Here is a 19,331-nt window from a genome sequence, read left to right on the forward strand (position 1 = left end):
CATGGCGCCGAGCCGCTCCCTGGACGTACAGGTGAAACGCGTCTACGACGAGGCGTCCCCCGACGACGGCACCCGCGTCCTGGTCGACCGGCTGTGGCCGCGCGGACTCTCCAAGGAGCGGGCCCGGCTCGACGCGTGGGAGAAGGAGCCGGCCCCGTCGAACGAGCTGCGCCGCTGGTACGACCACGACCCCGAGCGCTACGAGGAGTTCGCCGAGCGCTACCGCCACGAACTCACGGACCCGGAGCGGTCCGCGGCACTCGACCGGCTGCGCGCCCTCGCCCGCGACGGCCGCCTGACCCTCCTCACCGCCACGAAGGACCTCCCGCACGGGCACGTCCGCGTGCTAGTCGACGCGTTGAAACGCGACAGAGGGCACGTATAGGGCACGCAAAGCCCCGTGATAGGCGTGTATAGGCATGCACGGCATGCATGGGGCGGGAATCGGGGCAGCAACCACTTCAGGAGGTACGCACCGTGCTCGTCGACCTTTCCGGCAAGACCGCCCTCGTCACCGGGTCCACCCAGGGAATCGGCGCGGCGATCGCCGCGGGGCTGGCCCGGGCGGGCGCCAGGGTGGCCGTCAACGGCAGGTCCCGCGACTCCGTGGACGCCGCCGTCGACCGGCTCGGGAGTGAGTGCGGCGGCGCCGAGTTCCTCGCCGCACCGGGCGACATCTCCACCGACGAGGGCGCGGGGCAGGTCTTCGACGCCGTTCCGCACGCGGACATCCTCGTCAACAACCTCGGCATCTTCGGCGCCGAGCCCGCCCTCGACATCAGCGACGCCGAATGGCGCCGCTACTTCGAGGTCAACGTCCTGACGGCGGTGCGGATGATCCGCCACTATCTGCCGGGCATGAAGGACCGTTCCTGGGGGCGCGTCCAGAACATCGCCAGCGACTCGGCGCTCGTCACGCCCGCGGAGATGATCCACTACGGCACGTCGAAGACCGCGCTGCTGGCGGTGTCCAGGGGCTTCGCGAAGGAGGCGGCGGGCTCGGGCGTCACCGTCAACTCGGTGATCGCCGGGCCGACCCACACCGGAGGCGTCGAGGACTTCGTCTACGAACTGGTCGACCGCGCCCTGCCCTGGGACGAGGCGCAGCGGGAGTTCATGACCCGGCACCGCCCCCAGTCGCTGATCCAGCGGCTCATCGAGCCCGAGGAGATCGCGCACATGGTCGTCTACCTCAGCTCGCCGCTGGCGTCCGCGACGACGGGCGGCGCGGTGCGGGTCGACGGCGGATACGTGGACTCGATCGTTCCGTAGCGGGGGAACCGGCCGGCTGTCGCGCCGCTTTTGCCGGAACGGCAACGAACGTGGGTCCGCGGCGGACACACGGCACATGCTCGGGACGAAGCCGTCACGCGGGGTGTCACCCTAGTCGCCCCCGAGTCGCCCCCGAGCCGTACCGAGTCGCACAGAGCCGTCGCCGAAGCCCAGGAGAGCCCATGTCCTCGCCCCAGATCTCTCACGCCGCGGACCGCACGCACCGGCTGGTCCCTTCGCCCGCGGGCCGGACCCACCTGGTGGAACAGGGCACAGGCCCCCTCGTCCTGCTGGTGCACGGCTTCCCCGAGTCCTGGTACTCGTGGCGCCACCAGCTGCCCGTCCTCGCCGCGGCCGGATACCGCGCGGTCGCCGTCGACGTGCGCGGTTACGGCCGCTCGTCGAAACCCGAGGACACCTCCGCGTACCGGATGCTCGAACTGGTCGAGGACAGCGCCGCCGTGGTGCGCGCGCTCGGCGAGGAGACCGCGGTGATCGTCGGCCACGACTGGGGCGCGACCGTGGCCGCGCACTCCGCACTCGTCAGGCCCGATGTGTTCCGCGCGGTCGGCCTGCTGAGCGTTCCGTACACGCCGCCAGGCGGCCCGCGCCCCAGCGAGGTGTTCGCCGGGATGGGCGGGGACGAGGAGTTCTACGTCTCGTACTTCCAGGAGCCGGGCCGCGCCGAGGCCGAGATCGAACCCGACGTCCGGGGCTGGCTCGCGGGGTTCTACGCCGCGCTCTCCGGGGACACCATGCCCGGCCCCGACGCGCCGGACCCGCACTTCGCGGGCCGTGGCGGACGGCTGCGGGACCGGTTCCCCGCCGGACCGCTGCCCGGCTGGCTCGACGAGCGCGACCTGGACGTCTACGCCGGGGAGTTCGAGCGGACCGGCCTGACCGGTGCGCTCAGCCGGTACCGGAACATGGACCGCGACTGGGAGGACCTCACCCCCCGCTTCGCGGGAGCACCGATCACTCAGCCGTCCCTGTTCATCGGCGGCGCCCTGGACGCCTCGACGACCTGGCTCGCCGACGCGATCGCGGCCTACCCCCACACGCTGCCCGGCCTGAGCTCCTCACACATCCTCGACGGCTGCGGCCACTGGCTCCAGCAGGAACGCCCCACGGAGGTCAACCGCCTGCTGATCGACTGGCTCGCGGCCCTGCCCGGCTGACCGCCGTATCGTGACGCCCGGGCGGGGACGACGGGTGGACACGGGGCGGGGGACACGGTGTGAGCGGCGGTCGGCGTACGCGGGGGAGCCGGAGCAGGCTCCGCGGGGTGATGGCGGTGGTGGTGTGGGCGGCCGCCCTGACAGCCTTCGCCGTACCGCTGCGCCATGCGCTCGTCGCCACCCACACCTACCTCTCCGGCTACTGGGCGACGGTCACCGACGGGGACGAACTCGACCACTTCGCGTGGCGGGACCCGCAGGGCGGCACGGTGCGCGGCGCCGTCCGGGGCGTCCCGGAGGACGGCGTGTGGGACGAGGAGGGGGAGGGGACGAGCAGTGTCACCGGCGACCGCGTCTGGGTGTCGCCACAGGGCGTCGCCCACATCAGCGAGTCCCCCGCCGAGGTGGACATGGTCCTGGGGTACGCCGGGGCCGGGGCGGTGCTCGGCATCGTGCTGCTGGTGTCGCGGGCCCGCCGCCAGGCGCGCAGGTCTCTCAGGGAAACGTGACGGCCGGGTCGACGGGGGTGACGACCAGCCAGCGCAGCGACGTGTCGCCGAAGCGGCCGTAGGCCGCCACGCGCACGTCGACCGGGTCGGGCGCCACCAGCGGGAAGTACACGGGCAGCGGCGCGTCGTCAGGAGGCCCCTGGACGTCAGCCGTGCGGTCCCACAGCTCGGCGACGCCCGGCTCGCTCCGCACGGTCCGCACCACCTCGTCCAGGCGCTCGTTGTCCGGCCAGCGCTGCCAGGCGAGGCGCAGCCGCCCGAGCAGCGGGGCGGCCCACCGCGCGTCCCAGTCCCGCAGCTGATACCGGGCCTCGGCGGAGAACGCCCAGGTCATGGCGTTCGCGCCCGCGCGAGCCAGCCACGGGCAGTGGCGGGCCGCCACGGCGTTGACGGCGACCACGTCCCAGGCCTGGTCGCAGATCCAGCTCACCCGGCGCTGCTGGTGCAGCAGATCCAGCATCGCGGCGTCGGGGCGCGCGCTCCCGGCCCGGTACCGCGGCGGCTGGTGGCCGGTGCCGCGGTAGAGAGCGGTCGCCTGGCGGGGCGAGAGGTCCAGGATGCGCGTGACACCGGCGATCATCTCGCGCGCGTACTTGCGGTCCTCGCCGCGCTCCAGGGCGCGGTACCAGCGTTCGGAGACGCCGAGGAGCAGCGCCATGTCGAGCTGGGTGAGGTAGGTGCGGTGGCCGCGGAAGGGGACGGGGCCGGGCAGCAGCGCGGGGTCCCGCGCCATCCGCCAGGCACGCAGCATCCGTCCGAGGTCCTCGCGTCGCGCGTCCAGCAACTGTAAAGACCTCGCAAAGATGGGGCGGTCGTACGGAGAGTGCCGCGCGCCCTTCGCGGATCGCCGCCCGCGCCGGTGCACGGTGTCAGCCTCGCACAAGGGGCCGGCGACCGGAACGCGAGAGTGCCGGTATCGACGAGTGCCGACCTTGGGGCGGGGCGGGCGGCCATGGTGAGCGCCCCGTCCCCGACGAACGCCGCACGACCCGTACGAACGCCGCGCCGACCGTACGAACGCCGCACGACCCGTACGAACGCCGCACGACCCGTACGAACGCCGTGCGAACCCGCACACCTACGGAGATCCCCATGAGTCACTTCCTGCCGGAGACCGATGCCGTGCTGACCGCCGCCCGTGGGCTGGCCCAGGCGCATTCCGGCATGATCGAGGTGCACAGCAGCCCGCTCTATCTGCGGGCCCGCGACGCCGACCCGGCCCGCAGGGTCGGCCTGGTCTCGGGCGGCGGCTCCGGCCACGAGCCGCTCCACACCGGGCTCCTGGGGCGGGGCGGCCTGGACGCCGTCTGTCCCGGCGAGATCTTCGCCTCCCCGCACAACCGGCAGATCTACGAGGCGAGCGCGGCGGCCGCCAAGAGCGACGGCGTCCTGCACATCGTCAAGAACTACACCGGCGACGTGATCAACTTCCAGATCGCTGCGGAGCGCCTGCGGCACGACGGGATTCCGGTCGCCACGGTCCTGGTCGACGACGACCTGGCCACCGACAGCGCGGAGAGCGCGACCGGCCGCCGGGGCACCGCCGCCACGGTCGTGGTCGAGAAGCTCCTCGGCGCGGCCGCCGACCGGGGCGCGACCCTGGAGGAACTCGCCGACCTGGGACGGCGGATCGTGGCCCGGTCCCGCAGCATCGCCGCCCGCGCCCAGACCTCGCCCACCACGCTGAGCCCCGCCTTCGAGTTGGAGCAGGGAACCCTCGACTACGGAGTCGGCATCCACGGCGAGCGCGGCACCCGCACCATCGCCCGGCCCGCGATCGAAGACCTCGTCCGCCGCATGACCGACGACCTGCTGGACGCGCTGCCCGACGGCCCCGAAGAGGTGCTCGCCCTCGTCAACGGCCTGGGCGCCACCACCGAGCTCGAGCTCAACGCCATCGCCGTCCTGCTGAGCGACGAACTCACCGCCCGCGGTCTCCGGCCGGTCCTGGTCGTCCCCGGCACCTTCACCGCGGCCCTGGACATGGCGGGCTTCTCCCTCACCCTCACGCGGCTCGATGAAGGGTGGGCCGAGATGTGGACCGCCCCCACCCGCACCCCGCTCGTCCTGCCGCGCCCCTCCCTCACCCCGGAGGAACCCGCGTCCCCGGAGGCCGCGTCCGAGAGCTCCCCCGCTGCCGCGCCCCGCAAGGGCGGCGACCGCGCCCTGCTCGACCGCTACGCGCTCACCGTCACGCAGGTGCGCGACAACCTCACCAAGCTCGACCAGCTCGTCGGCGACGGCGACTTCGGCGACAACCTCGCCGGTGGCGTACGCCGCGCGGTGAAGCTGGCCGACGAGACCGGCACGGACGGCACGGCGGCCCTCGCCGACGCCTTCCTCAACGATGTCGGGGGCACCAGCGGCCCCCTCTTCGGTCTCCTCTTCCAGCACCTGGCCGCCGCTTCTCCGGCGGAGGGCGGGACTCCCTCGGTCGCCGCGCTCGCGGAGGCCGCCGCGGCCGGCCACGCCGCCATCCACCGGGTGGGCGGCGCGGTCCCCGGCGACTGCACGCTGGTCGACGCGCTCGCGCCCGCCGCCGAGTCCCTGGCCGCGGCCCGGGAGGACGCCGACGCCGAGGCGCCGCTCACCGAAGCCGCCCAGGCCGCCATTCGCGGCGCCCTGGCCACCGCGTCGCTGCGCCCCCGGCGCGGCCGCGCCAGCTATGTGGGCGACCACGCGCTCGGCGTCCCCGACCCCGGCGCTCTGGCCGTCGCCCTGCTCTTCATGGCCCTCGCGGACATCCACGAGCCCGCCACCGCCCCGCGGCTGCCCGCCCCCGGCCACATCACGGTGCCCTGACCCGCGAGCCGCTTTCCCTGGCCTCGGAGTCCATTCCCTGACTAAGGTCAGAGAATGGACTCCGACCAGATCGCTCAGGTACGGCGGTTCAACCGCACCGTCACCGAACGCGTGGGTGTGCTCCACGACCGCTACCTGGGCCGCGACCGGCCCGTCGGCGAAGCGCGGCTGCTCTGGGAGATCGGCGGGCACCGCCAGGACGTGCGCCGCCTGCGCGAACGCCTCGGCCTCGACTCCGGCTATGTCAGCCGCCTGCTGCGCGCCCTGGAGGCCGACGGCCTGGTGGCGGTGGCGCCGCACCCGGAGGACCGCAGGGTCCGCACCGTCCGGCTGACGGCGGCCGGGCGTGCCGAGCGCGCCCTGCTCGACGAGCGCAGCGACGAACTCGCCGGCTCGCTCCTGAGCCCGCTCAACGCCACGCAGCGCGCCCGGCTCGTCGCCGCTATGGCCGAGGTCGACCGCCTGCTCACTGCCGCGACAGTCACCCTGGACGCCGTCGACCCCGGTCATCCGGACGCCCGGCACTGTCTGCTGTCCTACTTCACCGAACTGCAGGAGCTCTTCGACACCGGCTTCGACCCCGCGCGGAGCCTGCTGCCCGACGCGGGCGGACTGCGCCCGCCACACGGCCTGTTCCTGGTCGCCAGGGTGCACGGGGAGCCCGTCGGCTGCGCCGGTCTCAAGCTGCCGCCCGGCTCCCCGGCGGAGATCAAACGCATGTGGGTCGCACCCGCGGCGCGCGGCCTCGGCCTCGGCCGCCGGTTCCTCACCGAGCTGGAGGCGCTGGCCGCCCGGCGCGGGCACACCGTCCTGCGTCTGGACACCAACAAGGCGCTGGAGTCGGCGATCGGCCTCTACCGCTCCTGCGGCTTCCAGGAGGTCCCCGCGTTCAACGACGAGCCTTACGCCCACCACTGGTTCGAGAAGCGGATCGCGGGAACGCGGCCGACGTAAGCCCGCTCACCCTCTCCCTAAATCGCATATCGATTTGCCTAAAGGTATTAGGCAAATGCATAGTCGGTCATGCCGAGAGAGGGGAACGCCATGGTGCGCGTAGGGCTGACCACGGAACGTCTGGTCCGGGCAGGGGCCGAGCTGGCCGACGAGGTCGGGTTCGACCAGGTGACCGTCTCGGCGCTCGCCCGCCGCTTCGACGTCAAGGTCGCGAGCCTCTACTCGCACGTGAAGAACTCCCAGGACCTCAAGACCGGGATCGCCCTGCTCGCCCTGGCCGAGCTCGCCGACCGGGGCGCGGACGCGCTCGCCGGCCGGGCGGGCAAGGACGCGCTGGCCGCCCTCGCGAACGTCTACCGCGACTACGCGCAGGAGCACCCCGGGCGCTACGCCGCGGCCCAGCTGCGGCTCACCCCGGAGGCGGCCGCCGTCAGTGCCGGCGGCAGGCACGCGGAGATGACGCGGGCGATCCTGCGCGGATACGACCTGACGGAACCCGACCAGACACACGCGGTCCGCCTTCTCGGCAGCGTCTTCCACGGCTACGTGAGCCTGGAGCTCGCGGGCGGATTCAGTCACAGCGCGCCGGACTCGCAGGAGACGTGGACGCGCGTCATCGACGCCCTCGACGCCCTGCTGCGCAACTGGCCCGCACCGGCCGCCCAGTCCACACACTGATCAACAGGTTGAGGCCATGCACACCGATACGCACACCGAACACACCGGTCAACACTGGACCACCACGCCCGTCACCGCGGACCTGCTGCGCGGCGCCCTCGACGTGGAGCGGACCGAACACGGCGTACTCCCGCACCGGCTGCCCGCCGCGGCCCGCGCCCAGAACACCGACGGCCAGCTCGCCATGGCGGAGTCCCAGCCCTCCGGCGTACGCCTGGTGTTCCGCACCCGTGCCACCGCGGTCGAGCTCGACGCGCTGCCCACCAAGCGCGTCTACGTGGGCGCACCGCCCCGCCCGGACGGCGTCTACGACCTGCTCGTCGACGGCCGTCTCGCCGACCGTGCGAGCGTGCCGGGCGGCAACGTCCTGACCATCGACATGACCGCGGGGACCGCGGAGCGCACCGCCGGCCGGCCCGGCACCCTGCGCTTCACCGGGCTGCCCGACGGGATGAAGGACATCGAGATCTGGCTGCCGCACAACGAGACCACCGAACTCCTCGCCCTGCGCACCGACGCCCCCGTCGAGCCCGCGCGGGACCCGGGCCGCAAGGTATGGCTGCACCACGGCAGTTCCATCAGCCACGGCTCCGACGCCGCGAGCCCCACCACCACCTGGCCCGCGCTCGCCGCCTCGCTCGGCGGGGTGGAGCTGATCAACCTCGGCCTGGCCGGCAGCGCCCTGCTCGACCCGTTCACCGCACGAGCCATGCGGGACACCCCGGCCGACCTGATCAGCATCAAGATGGGCATCAATGTGGTCAACGCCGACGCGATGCGGCTGCGCGCGTTCGCCCCGGCCGTGCACGGCTTCCTCGACACCGTCCGCGAGGGGCACCCCGACACGCCCCTGCTGGTCGTCTCGCCGATCCTCTGTCCCATCCACGAGGACACCCCCGGACCCAGCGCACCGGACTTCAGCGATTTCAGCGAGGGGCGGCTCCGGTTCAAGGCCATGGGCGACCCCGCGGAGCGGGCCGCCGGCAAGCTCACCCTCAACGTCATCCGCGAAGAGCTGGCCCGCATCGTGAAGCAGCGCTCGGCCGACGACCCGAACCTCCACCACCTGGACGGCCGCGACCTCTACGGACCCGAGGACGCCGCCGAACTCCCCCTCCCCGACGACCTCCACCCGGACGCCCCCACCCACCGACGCATGGGCGAACGCTTCGCCGCCCGGGCCTTCACCGCGGGCGGCCCCTTCGTGGACGGCGCGGCCTGACGGATTGCCCGTGCGGCATCCCTTGCGACTTCACGACCTGACGGCTAGTCATATGACTAATCGAAACAGCGAGGGCCATGCCACACGGCGCAACTCCCTGGAGGGCACGTGAAGTTCTCCGTCATATTCGAGGCACAGCTCGCCGATCCGACGGTCGAGCGTGAGCATCAGGTCATCCACGACAGCGTGGAACAGGCCGTGCTCGCGGAGCGGATGGGGTTCGACCGCGTCTGGGCGGTCGAACACCACTCACTCAAGTGGTACGCGCACATGAGCGCCCCGGAAATCTTCCTGACCTGGGTCGCCGCCCGCACGAGCACCATCCGGATCGGGCACGGCGTCGTCTGCATGCCGTTCAACTTCAACCATCCGGCGCGGGTCGCCGAGCGCGCGGCGATGCTGGACCTGCTCTCCGGAGGGCGGCTCGACCTGGGCGCGGGGCGCGGCGGCACGGAGCAGGAGACGTCGCTCTGCGGAGTCGACAGGGAACGTACGGCCCAAGAGGTCGAGGAGGCGCTGCGGATCATCGGGAAGGCCTGGGAGAAGGAGGAGTTGGAGCATCACGGCGAGCTGCTGGACATCGGCCCGCATCCCATCCTGCCGCGCCCGAAGCAGACCCCTCACCCGCCGCTCTTCCTCGCGTGCAGCAGGACGGAGACGCTCACGCAGGCGGCCGAACTCGGCATCGGCGCCCTGGTGATGGGCTTCGCGGGGCCCGAGTCGATCGCCGGGATGCGGCAGGCGTACGACGCGGCCATCGAGGCCCGCACCGACGCCCGCTTCGTGTCGAGCGTCGTCAACGACCACTTCTCGGTGCTCTGTCCGACGATCGTGCTCGACGACGGGGAGGCGGCGCGGCGGGTCGGCATCCGCGGGCAGCGGTTCTTCGCGCAGTCCATCGGGCACTGGTACGGCGGCGCGGGCATCCCCGACGAGGCGGTCGTGGAGGGCGGCGACGAGGCCGCGGAGATGCGGAAGGCCGCCGAACAGGTCGTCGCGCGCCTGCACGAGCAGAACATTCCGGTACGGCCCACCTCGACCGCCACGTTCAACGCCGACCACGCGTACGGCACCGCGGACGACGCCATCGCCTACGTCGAGCGGCTGCGCGACGCCGGGGCCGACGAGATCATGTGCCTCATCCAGATGGGCACCGTCCCGCAGGAAGCCTGCCTGGAGACCCTTCGGCAGTGGGGCGAGAAGGTCATCCCGTACTTCCGTGACCGGGAGCGGGAAGTGGGCACCGCCTGATGCGGCGGCCCGAGCCCGCCCCCGACCGACTCGACCCCCGCGCCCGCCCCCTCGTGGACGCCCTGACCGCCGCCTTCCCCGACCTCGGCGGCGCCGTCACCGACGCCGTCGAGGCCCGGCGGATCCTCGCCGCCGCGCCCGCCTCCGGAAAGCCGTCGCCCGCCGTCGGGGAGGTCACCGACAGGACGGTCCCGGGACCGAGGGGCGCACCGGACATCCCCGTACGCGTCTATGTCCCGAACGGGCCGGAGGACCGGAAGGCGGACGCGGGCGTGAGCCGTCCGACCGTCGTCTTCTTCCACGGCGGCGGCTACACCGTCTGCGGCCTCGATTCCCACGACGCCACCGCCCGCGCTCTCGCCGCCCGGTCCGGCGCCACCGTGGTCTCCGTCGACTACCGCCTCGCCCCCGAACACCGCTTCCCGGCGGCCGTGGACGACGCGTACGCCGCGCTGTGCCGGGCCGCCGAGGAGAGCCCGGGCGCCCTCGTCACCGCGGGGGACAGCAGCGGGGGAGGGCTCGCCACCGCCGTGGCGCTCAGGGCGAGGGACCTGGGAGGGCCTGCCGTCGCGCTGCAGATCCTGCTGTATCCCGTCCTGGACGCCGCACAGAACACCGCCTCCTACCGGGAGAACGCGAAGGGGTACTTCCTGACCGCCGCGCACATGCGCTGGTTCTGGGAGCAGTACCTCGGCCCGGACGGCGACGGGACGCACCCCCTCGCCTCGCCGCTGCGCGCCACCGACCTCACCGGGCTGCCGCCCGCGCACCTCGTCACCGCCGGCTGCGACCCGCTGCGCGACGAGGGTCTGGCCTACGCGGAGCGTCTGCGGGCGGCCGGAGTCGGCGTGACCCTGTCCCACCACCCGCGGATGTTCCACGGATTCCTCGGCTTCCCCGACGTGCTTCCCGAAGCGGGGGAGGCTCTGAACGGCGCGGCAGAAGCGATCGCGTCGGTGATGAAGCACAGGAAAAACAGCGGTACGGGCAGGGGGTGCGCAGGATAATTTCCTGAGACCCCCCTTGTCGCGGGGAACCCCACATGCATACGGTGTTCTGACGTGAGGTTCTCCCGTGGAGGATGGGGCATGACGGAAATTCTTGTGCAGTCGGGTACGGAGGGTGCGGTTCTTTCCGCCGGAGCGCGGGTGGTGGACCACCCGGCGTGGCCGGTGCTCAAGGACGCCGTGGAGGACATCCGCCCCTGGCAGTCGCCGGACGGCTCCATCGACTTCGAGGCGGACGGCGCCCCGGCGAAGAGCATCGCCGAACTCGCCGTGGACCGCGTGATATCCGCGGTCGAGGAGCTCTCCCCGCTCCTCCCGCACGACGCCGCGTACCACCGCGCGCTCGTCGCGGACCTGAGCCGCTGGGCCGAGGGCGGCTTCCGGGTGCCCGACTTCCTCGACTCGCTGCTCGCCTTCCAGCCCGCCGCGCACCGCGAGGACGGCCTGCAGCACCTGGTCGTCTTCCCGATGTACACGCAGAACGGCAACCCCGACCGCAATTTCGAAGCGGTCGTGCTGCGCATGGTCTGGCCCGACTGGCTGGCCGATCTCGAGCGCACGCGCTACGACAACCCGCTGTTCTGCGGCATCACCTTCGAGGACTTCACCGCCGGGTACGACACGAACTCGGCCGTGCTCTTCCCCGAGACCATCGCCGTGCGCGAGGCCCCCGAGCGCTTCTCCTGGGGCGGCATCTTCTGTGACCGCGAGGCGGCCCGCTTCCGCCGCGTCACCGAGGCCGCCGTGGACCTCCTCGGGCTCGAACTGCCCGACGACATCCGCGAGATGGTCGGCGACCAGGACCGCTGCCAGCAGGCGTTCGTCCTGTGGGACATGGTCCACGACCGCACCCACAGCCACGGCGACCTGCCGTTCGACCCCTTCATGATCAAGCAGCGCCAGCCGTTCTGGATGTACGGCCTCGAAGAGCTGCGCTGCGACCTCACCGCCTTCAAGGAGGCCGTGAAGCTGGAGGCCGAGGGCGTCCCGCAGGCACGCGACGTGCAGTACGCCGTCCTCTTCGACCGGATGTTCCGCTTCCCGGTCACCGGCGACCGCGTCAAGAACTACGACGGACTCGGCGGCCAGCTCCTCTTCGCCTACCTCCACAAGCACGACGTGGTCCGCTGGACCGACAACCAGCTCAGGATCGACTGGCAGCGCGCGCCGGAGATCACCAACCAGCTGTGCGGCGAGATCGAGGACCTCTACCGCGCGGGCATCGACCGCCCGAAGCTGGTCCACTGGTTCGCCGCGTACGACCTGGTCTCCACGTACCTCGCCCCGCACCCCGGATCGCGCTGGGCCAAGGGCCCCGACGCCCTTGACACCTCGCTGCCGCCGCGAAAGCTCGTCGATGAGGTGCTTCCCGACGAATTTCCGCTCAGCATGTTCTATGAGGCGCTCTCCAAGAAGCTGAAGCACGTGATCGCCTCCACCAAGGGGATCACCGCTTCCACGGGCGCCGAGAAGGCCGCCGCGTGAGCGGCCGCCAGGAGGAGGCGAGGAAGATGTCCGCACTCGATGGAGCCGTGGTCGCGGTCGCCGGCGCGGCCGGACCCGCGGGACGAGCCACACTGCTCAGGCTGGCCGAGGCGGGAGCCACGGTCGTGGCCGCCGACGCCGACGCCGCAAGCCTCGCCGAAGCGGTGGACGCCGCGCGGTACGCGCACGGCGGGGCCACCGTCATAGGTGACACGGTCGACCTGCTCGATCTGGACGCCGCCCGCGAGTGGGCGACGCGCACGGAGAAGGAGTTCGGGCGGATCGACGGCCTGGTCCACCTCGTCGGCGGCTGGCGCGGCAGCAAGAGCTTCGCCGAGACCAAGATCACCGACTGGGACTTCCTCGAGAAGCTCCTGATCCGCACCGTGCAGCACACCTCCCTCGCCTTCGAGGACGCCCTGCGGCGCAGCGACCGCGGCCGCTACCTGCTGATCAGTGCGGCGGGCGCGTCCAAGCCGACCGCGGGCAACGCGGCGTACTCCGCGGCCAAGGCGGCGGCCGAGGCCTGGACACTCGCCCTCGCCGACGGCTTCCGTAAGGCGGGGGGCGAGGAAGGACCGCGCGCGGCGGCTGCCATCCTGGTGGTCAAGGCGTTGGTGCACGACGCGATGCGCGAGGCCCGGCCCGACGCGAAGTTCGCGGGCTTCACGGACGTCAAGGAGCTGGCCGAGGCCATCGCCGGCGTCTGGGAGAAGTCCGCCAAGGAAGTGAACGGAAACCGCTTGTGGCTGACCGAGAAGCCGTGACCGCTGCCGCCAGAGAAGCCGTGAACCCGCCGAAGACGGACGCCCGGCGCCACCACGACCCGGACGTCCGCGGCTTCGCCAGCGACAACTACGCGGGCGCCCACCCGGAGGTCATGGCCGCCCTCGCGCTCGCCAACGGCGGTCACCAGATCGCGTACGGCGAGGACGACTACACGGCAAACCTCCAGCGGGTGATCCGCGGCCACTTCGGGCCGACCGCCGAGGCGTTCCCGGTGTTCAACGGCACGGGCGCCAACGTCGTCGCGCTCCAGGCGCTCGCCGACCGCTGGGGCGCGGTGATCTGCGCCGAGTCCGCGCACATCAACGTGGACGAGGGCGGCGCACCCGAGCGCATGGCCGGGCTCAAGCTGCTCACCGTGCCCACGCCCGACGGCAAGCTCACCCCCGAGCTGATCGACAAGCAGGCGTTCGGCTGGGACGACGAGCACCGGGCCATGCCGCAGGTCGTCTCGATCGCGCAGAACACCGAACTGGGCACGCTCTACACGCCCGACGAGATCCGCGCGATCTGCGACCACGCGCACCAGCTCGGCATGAAGGTGCACCTGGACGGCTCCCGGATAGCCAACGCCGCGGCCGCGCTCGACGTCCCCATGCGGACGTTCACGAACGCGGTGGGCGTCGACATCCTGTCGCTGGGCGGCACGAAGAACGGCGCGCTGTTCGGCGAGGCCGTCGTGGTCATCAACCAGGACGCCGTGCGCCACATGAAGCACCTGCGCAAGATGTCGATGCAGCTAGCCTCGAAGATGCGCTTCGTCTCGGTGCAGCTGGAGGCCCTGCTCGCCAAGGACCTGTGGCTGCGCAACGCCCGGCACGCGAACGAGATGGCGCAGCGCCTCGCCGAAGGCGTCCGCTCCGTGCACGGCGTGGAGATCCTCTACCCCGTGCAGGCCAACGCCGTCTTCGCCCGCCTGCCGCACGACGTGAGCGAGCGTCTCCAGAAGAAGTACCGCTTCTACTTCTGGAACGAGGCGGCCGGCGACGTCCGCTGGATGTGCGCGTTCGACACGAGGGAAGAGGACGTCGACGGGTTCCTCGCGGCGCTCAAGGAGGAGATGGCGCGCTGATGGCGTGCTGATCTGTTGCCGCATACTTATACGTCCGACCGTAAAGTCATTGACGTACGGTCGGGCGTATTCCTATGCTCCCGTGGCATGCAGCTGACCCAGGAAAAACCCGACCTGTCTGCGTACTTGGCCGCGGACGAGGTCATCGACCACCACCATCCGCTGGTCCGCGAGACAGCGGCCGGTCTCGCAAATGCATCCGCCGACACCTACGCATACGCGCGCGCCGCCTTCGAGTTCGTGCGCGACGCCATTCCGCACTCGCAGGACTCGGGCCGCATGGAGGTCACCTGGCGCGCCTCCGACGTGCTGCGCGAACGCACCGGCATCTGCACCGCCAAGTCCCACGCCCTGGCCGCCCTGCTGCGCGCCGAGGACATCCCGACGGGCTTCTGCTACCAGCGCCTGCGGGACGACAACACCAGCGGCTACTCCCTGCACGGCCTGGTCGCCGTACGGCTCGACGGCGCCTGGCACCGGCAGGACCCGCGCGGCAACATCCCCGACGGCGTCGACGCGCAGTTCCGCATCGGCGAGGAGCGACTGGCCTGGCCGGTGAATCCCGAGTACAACGAAGTGGACTATCCAGTCCTCTATGCTGAACCGAGCCCCGTGGCGCTCCGCGTGCTCCAAGAAGCCCGCGACCGGCAGCACCTCTGGCAGATCTACCCCTCGGAACTGTGAGGCTGGTGCGGGCCACCGGCGAGGAGGGCTTCGTCACTGCCGCCGCGGGGGAGCGGCTCGTGGAGCACCCCGACGCGGGCGAGGTCGTGTGGTGCGACGACGAGGGCGTCATCTGCCGCCGCTGGAACTGGCGGCAGGGCCCGCGCACCCGCCTCGCCGAGGAGTCGGTGAACGCGCTCTTCCTGCTCGAAGGCATGGGGCCCGATGCCGGTCTCGAAGCGGCGGGGCGCCGAACTCGCCGAACTCCTGGAGAAGTTCAGCCCGGCGCGCGGTTTACCGTCCGCGCGCCGCACCAAGTCCCGTCAGCCGGCCTCTGACGCCTTCACCTCGGCCGGGGTCGGCGCGGTCCCGCCGAGGTGCGCCGGCATCCACCACGTGTCGTCCGGACCCTTGGGCCGCACGGGGTAGGCGCGCTGCGCGGCCTCCAGAAGCTCCTGGCAGCGCTCGCGCAGCCGTCGCGTGATCGCGCCCGCGTACTGGTCCTTCGGCGCCTCGACCGGCTCGCCGACACGGATGGTGATCGGCAGGTGGCTGCGCCTGAAGTTGCGGGGGTGCCCCTTGGTCCACAGCCGCTGCGTGCCCCACAGCGCCATCGGGATCAGCGGCACACCGGCCTCCTGGGCCAGCCGCGCGGCACCGGACTTGAACGTCTTCAGCGTGAACGACTGCGAGATCGTCGCCTCGGGGAAGACGCCGATGATTTCCCCGGAGCGCAGCGAGTCGAGGGCGTGGGTGTACGCCGTCTCGCCCTTGTCGCGGTCGACGGGGATGTGCTTCATCCCGCGCATCAGCGGCCCGGAGATCTTGTGCCGGAACACCGACTCCTTCGCCATGAACCGCACCACACGCTTCTGCGGCAGCGCGGCGAGACCGTCGAAGATGAAGTCGAGGTAGCTGATGTGGTTGCTGACCAGGACCGCGCCGCCGGAGCGTGGGATGTTCTCCGACCCCTTGCAGTCGATCTTCAGGTCCCATGCCTTGAACAGGGTTTTCGCGGCACCGATGACCGGACGGTAGACAAGCTCTGCCATGGGTGGGGAGGACCCTTCGTTTCTGCCTGGGGAGGGGGTTCCCGGCGGGAAGTTACGCAGCCGTAGGTTTTTCGGCGTTGCGCAGATCGTGCCCCAAGAACGGACGAGTGACCAGTCTTGGTGCCGTCAATCCGGGAGATTCTCGTCACGTAGGAATCATCGGGGGCGGACGGATGCTGTACTCCAGAGACGCTGGAGACAGAGGTGTGCGAGGAGGAGAAGGTGCGGGGACGCGAGACCGCCGGGCGGCGGCTCGGCGCGACGGACATCGGCGAGCGGCTCGGGGAGCGGGCGACGCTCGTGCAGTTCTCCAGCGCCTTCTGCCAGCCCTGCCGGGCGACCCGCAGAGTCCTCGCGGAGGTGGCGGAGCTGGTCCCCGGCGTGGCCCACGTGGAGATCGACGCCGAGGCACGGCTCGATCTCGTACGGGAACTGCACATCCTCAAGACCCCCACCGTGTTCGTCCTGGACGCGGCGGGACACGTGGTGCGGCGCGCCGCCGGACAGCCCCGCAAAGCCGACGTGATCGCCGCTCTCGGGGAGGCCGTGTGACCCGCTGCGGCGCAGGTCACGACGGGCGCTCCGAGGCCGTGACGCTCCTTTCACATTGCGGAACGGACTTGACTGCACGCGGCATCTATCGCGAGCCTGCCTACATGCCCCGGGATCTCCTTCTGTACGAGCGTGTCCACGTGGACCTCGGCCGCCACGCCAGCGCGCGCTGTCCGCAGTGCTGAGCAACGACGCCTCCGCTCGTACCTCCGGCAACCCCCGGCAGAAGGACAACTCCATGACGGCATCGCCAGCCCTCAGCACTCCCCGGCTCGCCACCCCCGACCTGCTGCGCTCGGTCTTCCGGCAGCACGCCGCCGGTGTCGCGGTGATCACCGCGTCGGACGGCTCCCGGGGCTCCCGCCCCGTCGGCTTCACCGCCACCTCGCTCGTCTCCGTCTCGGCGGAGCCCCCGATGCTCTCCTTCGGCATCGGCCTCGGCTCCTCCAGCTGGCCCGCGGTCTCCGAGGCCGCGCACGTCGGCGTCCACATACTCGGCGAGCACCAGCAGGAGCTCGCCGCCACGTTCGCCCGCAGCGGGGCCGACCGCTTCGCGGCGCCCACCGCCTGGCGCGAGGGTCCGGAGGGCGTGCCCGTCCTTGACGGCGCGCTGGCCTGGCTGGTGTGCCGGATCGTGGCGCGCGTGCCCGCGGGGGACCACCGCATCGTGATCGCGGAGGCCGTCGTCGGCGACCGCGCGGAGGAGGGGCGCCCGCTCCTGTACCACCAGGGGCGCTTCAACGCTCTGCGCGACTGAGAGTTCCCGTGGACGGGCGCTCCGCGTGCTTACGGAGCGTTGGGAAGGTCACAGTTCAAAGCGCTTGCTCAGTGGGAATGAACTGGGTGTACTCATGAGTAATATTTCGTTCGGAGCGCGGGCCGCCCCGACCGTGATCCGCCGCTTCCGGCGCCTATGCTGCCTGCAAGAAGGCAGTAGCCATAAGCCGAGGCAGCAGCCCGATAAAGACGATGCAGTAGGAGAGCCGGCGTGAGCCTGAGGATCGTTGTCTGTGTGAAGTACGTGCCCGACGCCACCGGCGACCGGCACTTCGCCGATGACCTGACCGTCGACCGCGACGACGTCGACGGCCTCCTGTCGGAGCTCGACGAGTACGCGGTCGAGCAGGCACTGCAGATCGCCGACGAGGCGGACGACGCGGAGATCACCGTGCTGACCGTCGGCCCCGAGGACGCCAAGGACGCGCTGCGCAAGGCGCTCTCCATGGGCGCCGACAAGGCCGTCCACGTCGAGGACGACGACCTGCACGGCACCGACGTGATGGGCACCTCGCTGGTGCTCGCCAAGGCCATCGAGAAGACCGGTTACGACCTGGTCATCGCCGGTATGGCCTCCACCGACGGCACCATGGGCGTGCTGCCGGCGATCCTCGCGGAGCGCCTCGGCGTCCCGCAGGTCACGCTGCTCTCCGAGGTTTCCGTGGAGGACGGTGTCGTCAAGGGCCGCCGTGACGGCGACAGCGCCAGCGAGCAGCTGGAGGCGTCCCTGCCGGCCGTCGTGTCCGTGACGGACCAGTCGGGCGAGGCCCGCTACCCGTCCTTCAAGGGCATCATGGCCGCCAAGAAGAAGCCGGTGGAGTCGCTCGACCTGGACGACCTGGACATCGACGCCGAAGAGGTCGGCCTCGAGGGTGCCTGGACCAAGGTGGACTCCGCCGCGGAGCGTCCGGCCCGCACGGCCGGCACGATCGTCAAGGACGAGGGCGAGGGCGGCAAGCAGCTGGCTGAGTTCCTCGCCGGCCAGAAGTTCATCTGAGCTTCAGTCACCCCCTCAACCGCCCCAACTTCTTCGTATCGCAGGAGATTGAAGTCCCATGGCTGAAGTTCTCGTCTACGTCGACCACGTGGACGGCGCCGTCCGCAAGCCCACCCTGGAGCTGCTGACCCTGGCCCGCCGCATCGGCGACCCCGTCGCCGTCTCCCTCGGTGCCGGCGCCGAGGCCACCGCCGCCACGCTCGCCGAGCACGGCGCGGTGAAGGTCCTCACCGCCGACGCCCCCGAGTTCGCCGACTACCTCGTCGTACCGAAGGTGGACGCGCTGCAGGCCGCGTACGAGGCCGTGTCCCCGGTCGCGGTGCTCGTGCCCTCCTCCGCCGAGGCCAAGGAGATCGCGGCCCGCCTCGCGGTCCGCATCAAGTCCGGCATCATCACCGACGCCGTCGACCTCGAGGCCGGCGACGAGGGCCCGGTGGCCACGCAGTCCGCGTTCGCCGCCTCGTACACCACCAAGTCCCGTGTCTCCAACGGCACCCCGGTCATCACGGTCAAGCCGAACTCGGCCGCCGTGGAGGCCGCCCCGGCCGCGGGCGCCGTCGAGGCCCTCTCGGTCTCCTTCTCCGAGAAGGCCACCGGCACCAAGGTCGTCTCGCGCACCCCGCGCGAGTCGACGGGCCGCCCCGACCTGACCGAGGCCGCGATCGTGGTCTCCGGCGGCCGTGGCGTCAACGGCGCCGAGAACTTCTCGCTCATCGAGAACCTCGCCGACTCGCTCGGTGCCGCCGTCGGCGCCTCGCGTGCCGCCGTCGACGCCGGCTGGTACCCGCACTCCAACCAGGTGGGCCAGACCGGCAAGTCGGTCTCCCCGCAGCTGTACATCGCGTCCGGCATCTCCGGTGCGATCCAGCACCGCGCCGGCATGCAGACCTCGAAGACCATCGTGGCCATCAACAAGGACGCCGAGGCCCCGATCTTCGACCTGGTCGACTACGGCGTGGTCGGCGACCTCTTCGAGGTCGTCCCGCAGCTCACCGAAGAGGTCAAGACCCGCAAGGGCTGAGCTCGTCGGCCGTCCGAGGCCCTCGTCCCCGCGCCGTGCGGGGGCGGGGGCCT

20 protein-coding genes and 1 pseudogene are annotated in these 19,331 nt (G+C 71.5%); 19 read left to right on the top strand and 2 right to left on the bottom strand.

What is annotated here, in order from left to right:
• Nucleotide 1 precedes the first annotated feature (1 nt).
• From AB0N81_RS20475 to AB0N81_RS20490, 4 genes are all read left to right on the top strand, one after another.
• Entirely contained in the window at nucleotides 2-385 is a 384-nt protein-coding gene (locus AB0N81_RS20475; RefSeq protein WP_365360196.1) for a DUF488 family protein, read from the top strand.
• Between the two features lie 92 nt (nucleotides 386-477).
• Nucleotides 478-1,272 carry an SDR family oxidoreductase gene (locus AB0N81_RS20480; protein WP_365360198.1) on the top strand — a complete coding sequence of 265 codons (795 nt, stop codon included), beginning with the start codon at nucleotides 478-480 and terminating at the stop codon, nucleotides 1,270-1,272.
• A 182-nt stretch (nucleotides 1,273-1,454) separates the two neighbouring features.
• Nucleotides 1,455-2,450: an alpha/beta hydrolase gene (locus AB0N81_RS20485; RefSeq protein WP_365360200.1), complete on the top strand. Its 996-nt coding sequence runs from the start codon at nucleotides 1,455-1,457 to the stop codon at nucleotides 2,448-2,450.
• A gap of 110 nt (nucleotides 2,451-2,560) precedes the next feature.
• Entirely contained in the window at nucleotides 2,561-2,959 is a 399-nt protein-coding gene (locus tag AB0N81_RS20490) for a hypothetical protein (protein WP_365360202.1), read from the top strand.
• Here the strand turns inward: AB0N81_RS20490 and AB0N81_RS20495 are convergent.
• Nucleotides 2,946-3,743 (bottom strand): hypothetical protein, encoded by a 798-nt coding sequence (locus AB0N81_RS20495; RefSeq protein WP_365360204.1) that lies wholly within the window; start codon nucleotides 3,741-3,743, stop codon nucleotides 2,946-2,948. The two genes, AB0N81_RS20490 and AB0N81_RS20495, sit on opposite strands and share 14 nt — an antisense overlap.
• Before the next feature lie 308 nt (nucleotides 3,744-4,051).
• Here AB0N81_RS20495 and AB0N81_RS20500 point away from each other — a divergent pair, with 308 nt between their 5' ends.
• The 11 genes and pseudogenes from AB0N81_RS20500 to AB0N81_RS20550 form a co-directional block, all read left to right on the top strand.
• Nucleotides 4,052-5,761 carry a dihydroxyacetone kinase subunit DhaK gene (locus AB0N81_RS20500; protein ID WP_365360206.1) on the top strand — a complete coding sequence of 570 codons (1,710 nt, stop codon included), beginning with the start codon at nucleotides 4,052-4,054 and terminating at the stop codon, nucleotides 5,759-5,761.
• 54 nt (nucleotides 5,762-5,815) lie between these two features.
• Nucleotides 5,816-6,715, top strand: a complete 900-nt coding sequence (locus AB0N81_RS20505; protein WP_365360208.1) for a helix-turn-helix domain-containing GNAT family N-acetyltransferase — start codon at nucleotides 5,816-5,818, stop codon at nucleotides 6,713-6,715.
• 90 nt (nucleotides 6,716-6,805) lie between these two features.
• Nucleotides 6,806-7,393 (top strand): WHG domain-containing protein, encoded by a 588-nt coding sequence (locus tag AB0N81_RS20510; protein WP_365360210.1) that lies wholly within the window; start codon nucleotides 6,806-6,808, stop codon nucleotides 7,391-7,393.
• Nucleotides 7,394-7,409: 16 nt separating this feature from the next.
• Nucleotides 7,410-8,615 (top strand): GDSL-type esterase/lipase family protein, encoded by a 1,206-nt coding sequence (locus AB0N81_RS20515; protein WP_365360212.1) that lies wholly within the window; start codon nucleotides 7,410-7,412, stop codon nucleotides 8,613-8,615.
• Between the two features lie 108 nt (nucleotides 8,616-8,723).
• Nucleotides 8,724-9,866 carry an LLM class flavin-dependent oxidoreductase gene (locus AB0N81_RS20520; RefSeq protein WP_365360214.1) on the top strand — a complete coding sequence of 381 codons (1,143 nt, stop codon included), beginning with the start codon at nucleotides 8,724-8,726 and terminating at the stop codon, nucleotides 9,864-9,866.
• The gene (locus AB0N81_RS20525) at nucleotides 9,866-10,873 is read left to right on the top strand and encodes an alpha/beta hydrolase (protein ID WP_365360215.1); all 1,008 of its coding nucleotides are present in this window, start codon (nucleotides 9,866-9,868) and stop codon (nucleotides 10,871-10,873) included. The genes AB0N81_RS20520 and AB0N81_RS20525 overlap by 1 nt, the downstream gene beginning before the upstream one ends.
• 81 nt (nucleotides 10,874-10,954) lie before the next feature.
• The gene (locus tag AB0N81_RS20530; protein ID WP_365360217.1) at nucleotides 10,955-12,358 is read left to right on the top strand and encodes a DUF6421 family protein; all 1,404 of its coding nucleotides are present in this window, start codon (nucleotides 10,955-10,957) and stop codon (nucleotides 12,356-12,358) included.
• 26 nt (nucleotides 12,359-12,384) lie between these two features.
• The gene (locus AB0N81_RS20535; RefSeq protein WP_365360219.1) at nucleotides 12,385-13,125 is read left to right on the top strand and encodes an SDR family NAD(P)-dependent oxidoreductase; all 741 of its coding nucleotides are present in this window, start codon (nucleotides 12,385-12,387) and stop codon (nucleotides 13,123-13,125) included.
• Between the two features lie 20 nt (nucleotides 13,126-13,145).
• Nucleotides 13,146-14,216: a low specificity L-threonine aldolase gene (locus tag AB0N81_RS20540; RefSeq protein WP_365360600.1), complete on the top strand. Its 1,071-nt coding sequence runs from the start codon at nucleotides 13,146-13,148 to the stop codon at nucleotides 14,214-14,216.
• Nucleotides 14,217-14,303: 87 nt separating this feature from the next.
• Entirely contained in the window at nucleotides 14,304-14,900 is a 597-nt protein-coding gene (locus AB0N81_RS20545; RefSeq protein ID WP_365360221.1) for a transglutaminase family protein, read from the top strand.
• Nucleotides 14,891-15,217 (top strand): annotated as a pseudogene (locus AB0N81_RS20550) (phenylalanine--tRNA ligase beta subunit-related protein); the annotation flags it as partial. The gene AB0N81_RS20545 and the pseudogene AB0N81_RS20550, both read left to right, overlap by 10 nt.
• On the opposite strand, the gene AB0N81_RS20555 reads toward AB0N81_RS20550, so the two are convergent.
• Nucleotides 15,203-15,931, bottom strand: a complete 729-nt coding sequence (locus AB0N81_RS20555; RefSeq protein ID WP_365360223.1) for a lysophospholipid acyltransferase family protein — start codon at nucleotides 15,929-15,931, stop codon at nucleotides 15,203-15,205. The pseudogene AB0N81_RS20550 and the gene AB0N81_RS20555 sit on opposite strands and share 15 nt — an antisense overlap.
• 192 nt (nucleotides 15,932-16,123) lie before the next feature.
• Between AB0N81_RS20555 and AB0N81_RS20560 the strand changes: the two genes are divergently transcribed.
• The 4 genes from AB0N81_RS20560 to AB0N81_RS20575 all read left to right on the top strand — a co-directional run bounded on the left by AB0N81_RS20560 (nucleotide 16,124) and on the right by AB0N81_RS20575 (nucleotide 19,278).
• Nucleotides 16,124-16,483 (top strand): thioredoxin family protein, encoded by a 360-nt coding sequence (locus AB0N81_RS20560; RefSeq protein ID WP_365360602.1) that lies wholly within the window; start codon nucleotides 16,124-16,126, stop codon nucleotides 16,481-16,483.
• 238 nt (nucleotides 16,484-16,721) lie between these two features.
• Entirely contained in the window at nucleotides 16,722-17,240 is a 519-nt protein-coding gene (locus AB0N81_RS20565) for a flavin reductase family protein (RefSeq protein WP_365360225.1), read from the top strand.
• Between the two features lie 231 nt (nucleotides 17,241-17,471).
• On the top strand, nucleotides 17,472-18,257 hold the full coding sequence (locus tag AB0N81_RS20570) for an electron transfer flavoprotein subunit beta/FixA family protein (protein WP_365360227.1): 786 nt from the start codon (nucleotides 17,472-17,474) through the stop codon (nucleotides 18,255-18,257).
• 58 nt (nucleotides 18,258-18,315) lie between these two features.
• Nucleotides 18,316-19,278, top strand: coding sequence for an electron transfer flavoprotein subunit alpha/FixB family protein (locus AB0N81_RS20575; RefSeq protein ID WP_365360229.1), 963 nt, complete (start codon nucleotides 18,316-18,318; stop codon nucleotides 19,276-19,278).
• Nucleotides 19,279-19,331: the final 53 nt, after the last annotated feature.

It is taken from the genome of Streptomyces sp. NPDC093510 (assembly GCF_040683555.1).
Taxonomy (GTDB): Bacteria; Actinomycetota; Actinomycetes; order Streptomycetales; family Streptomycetaceae; genus Streptomyces.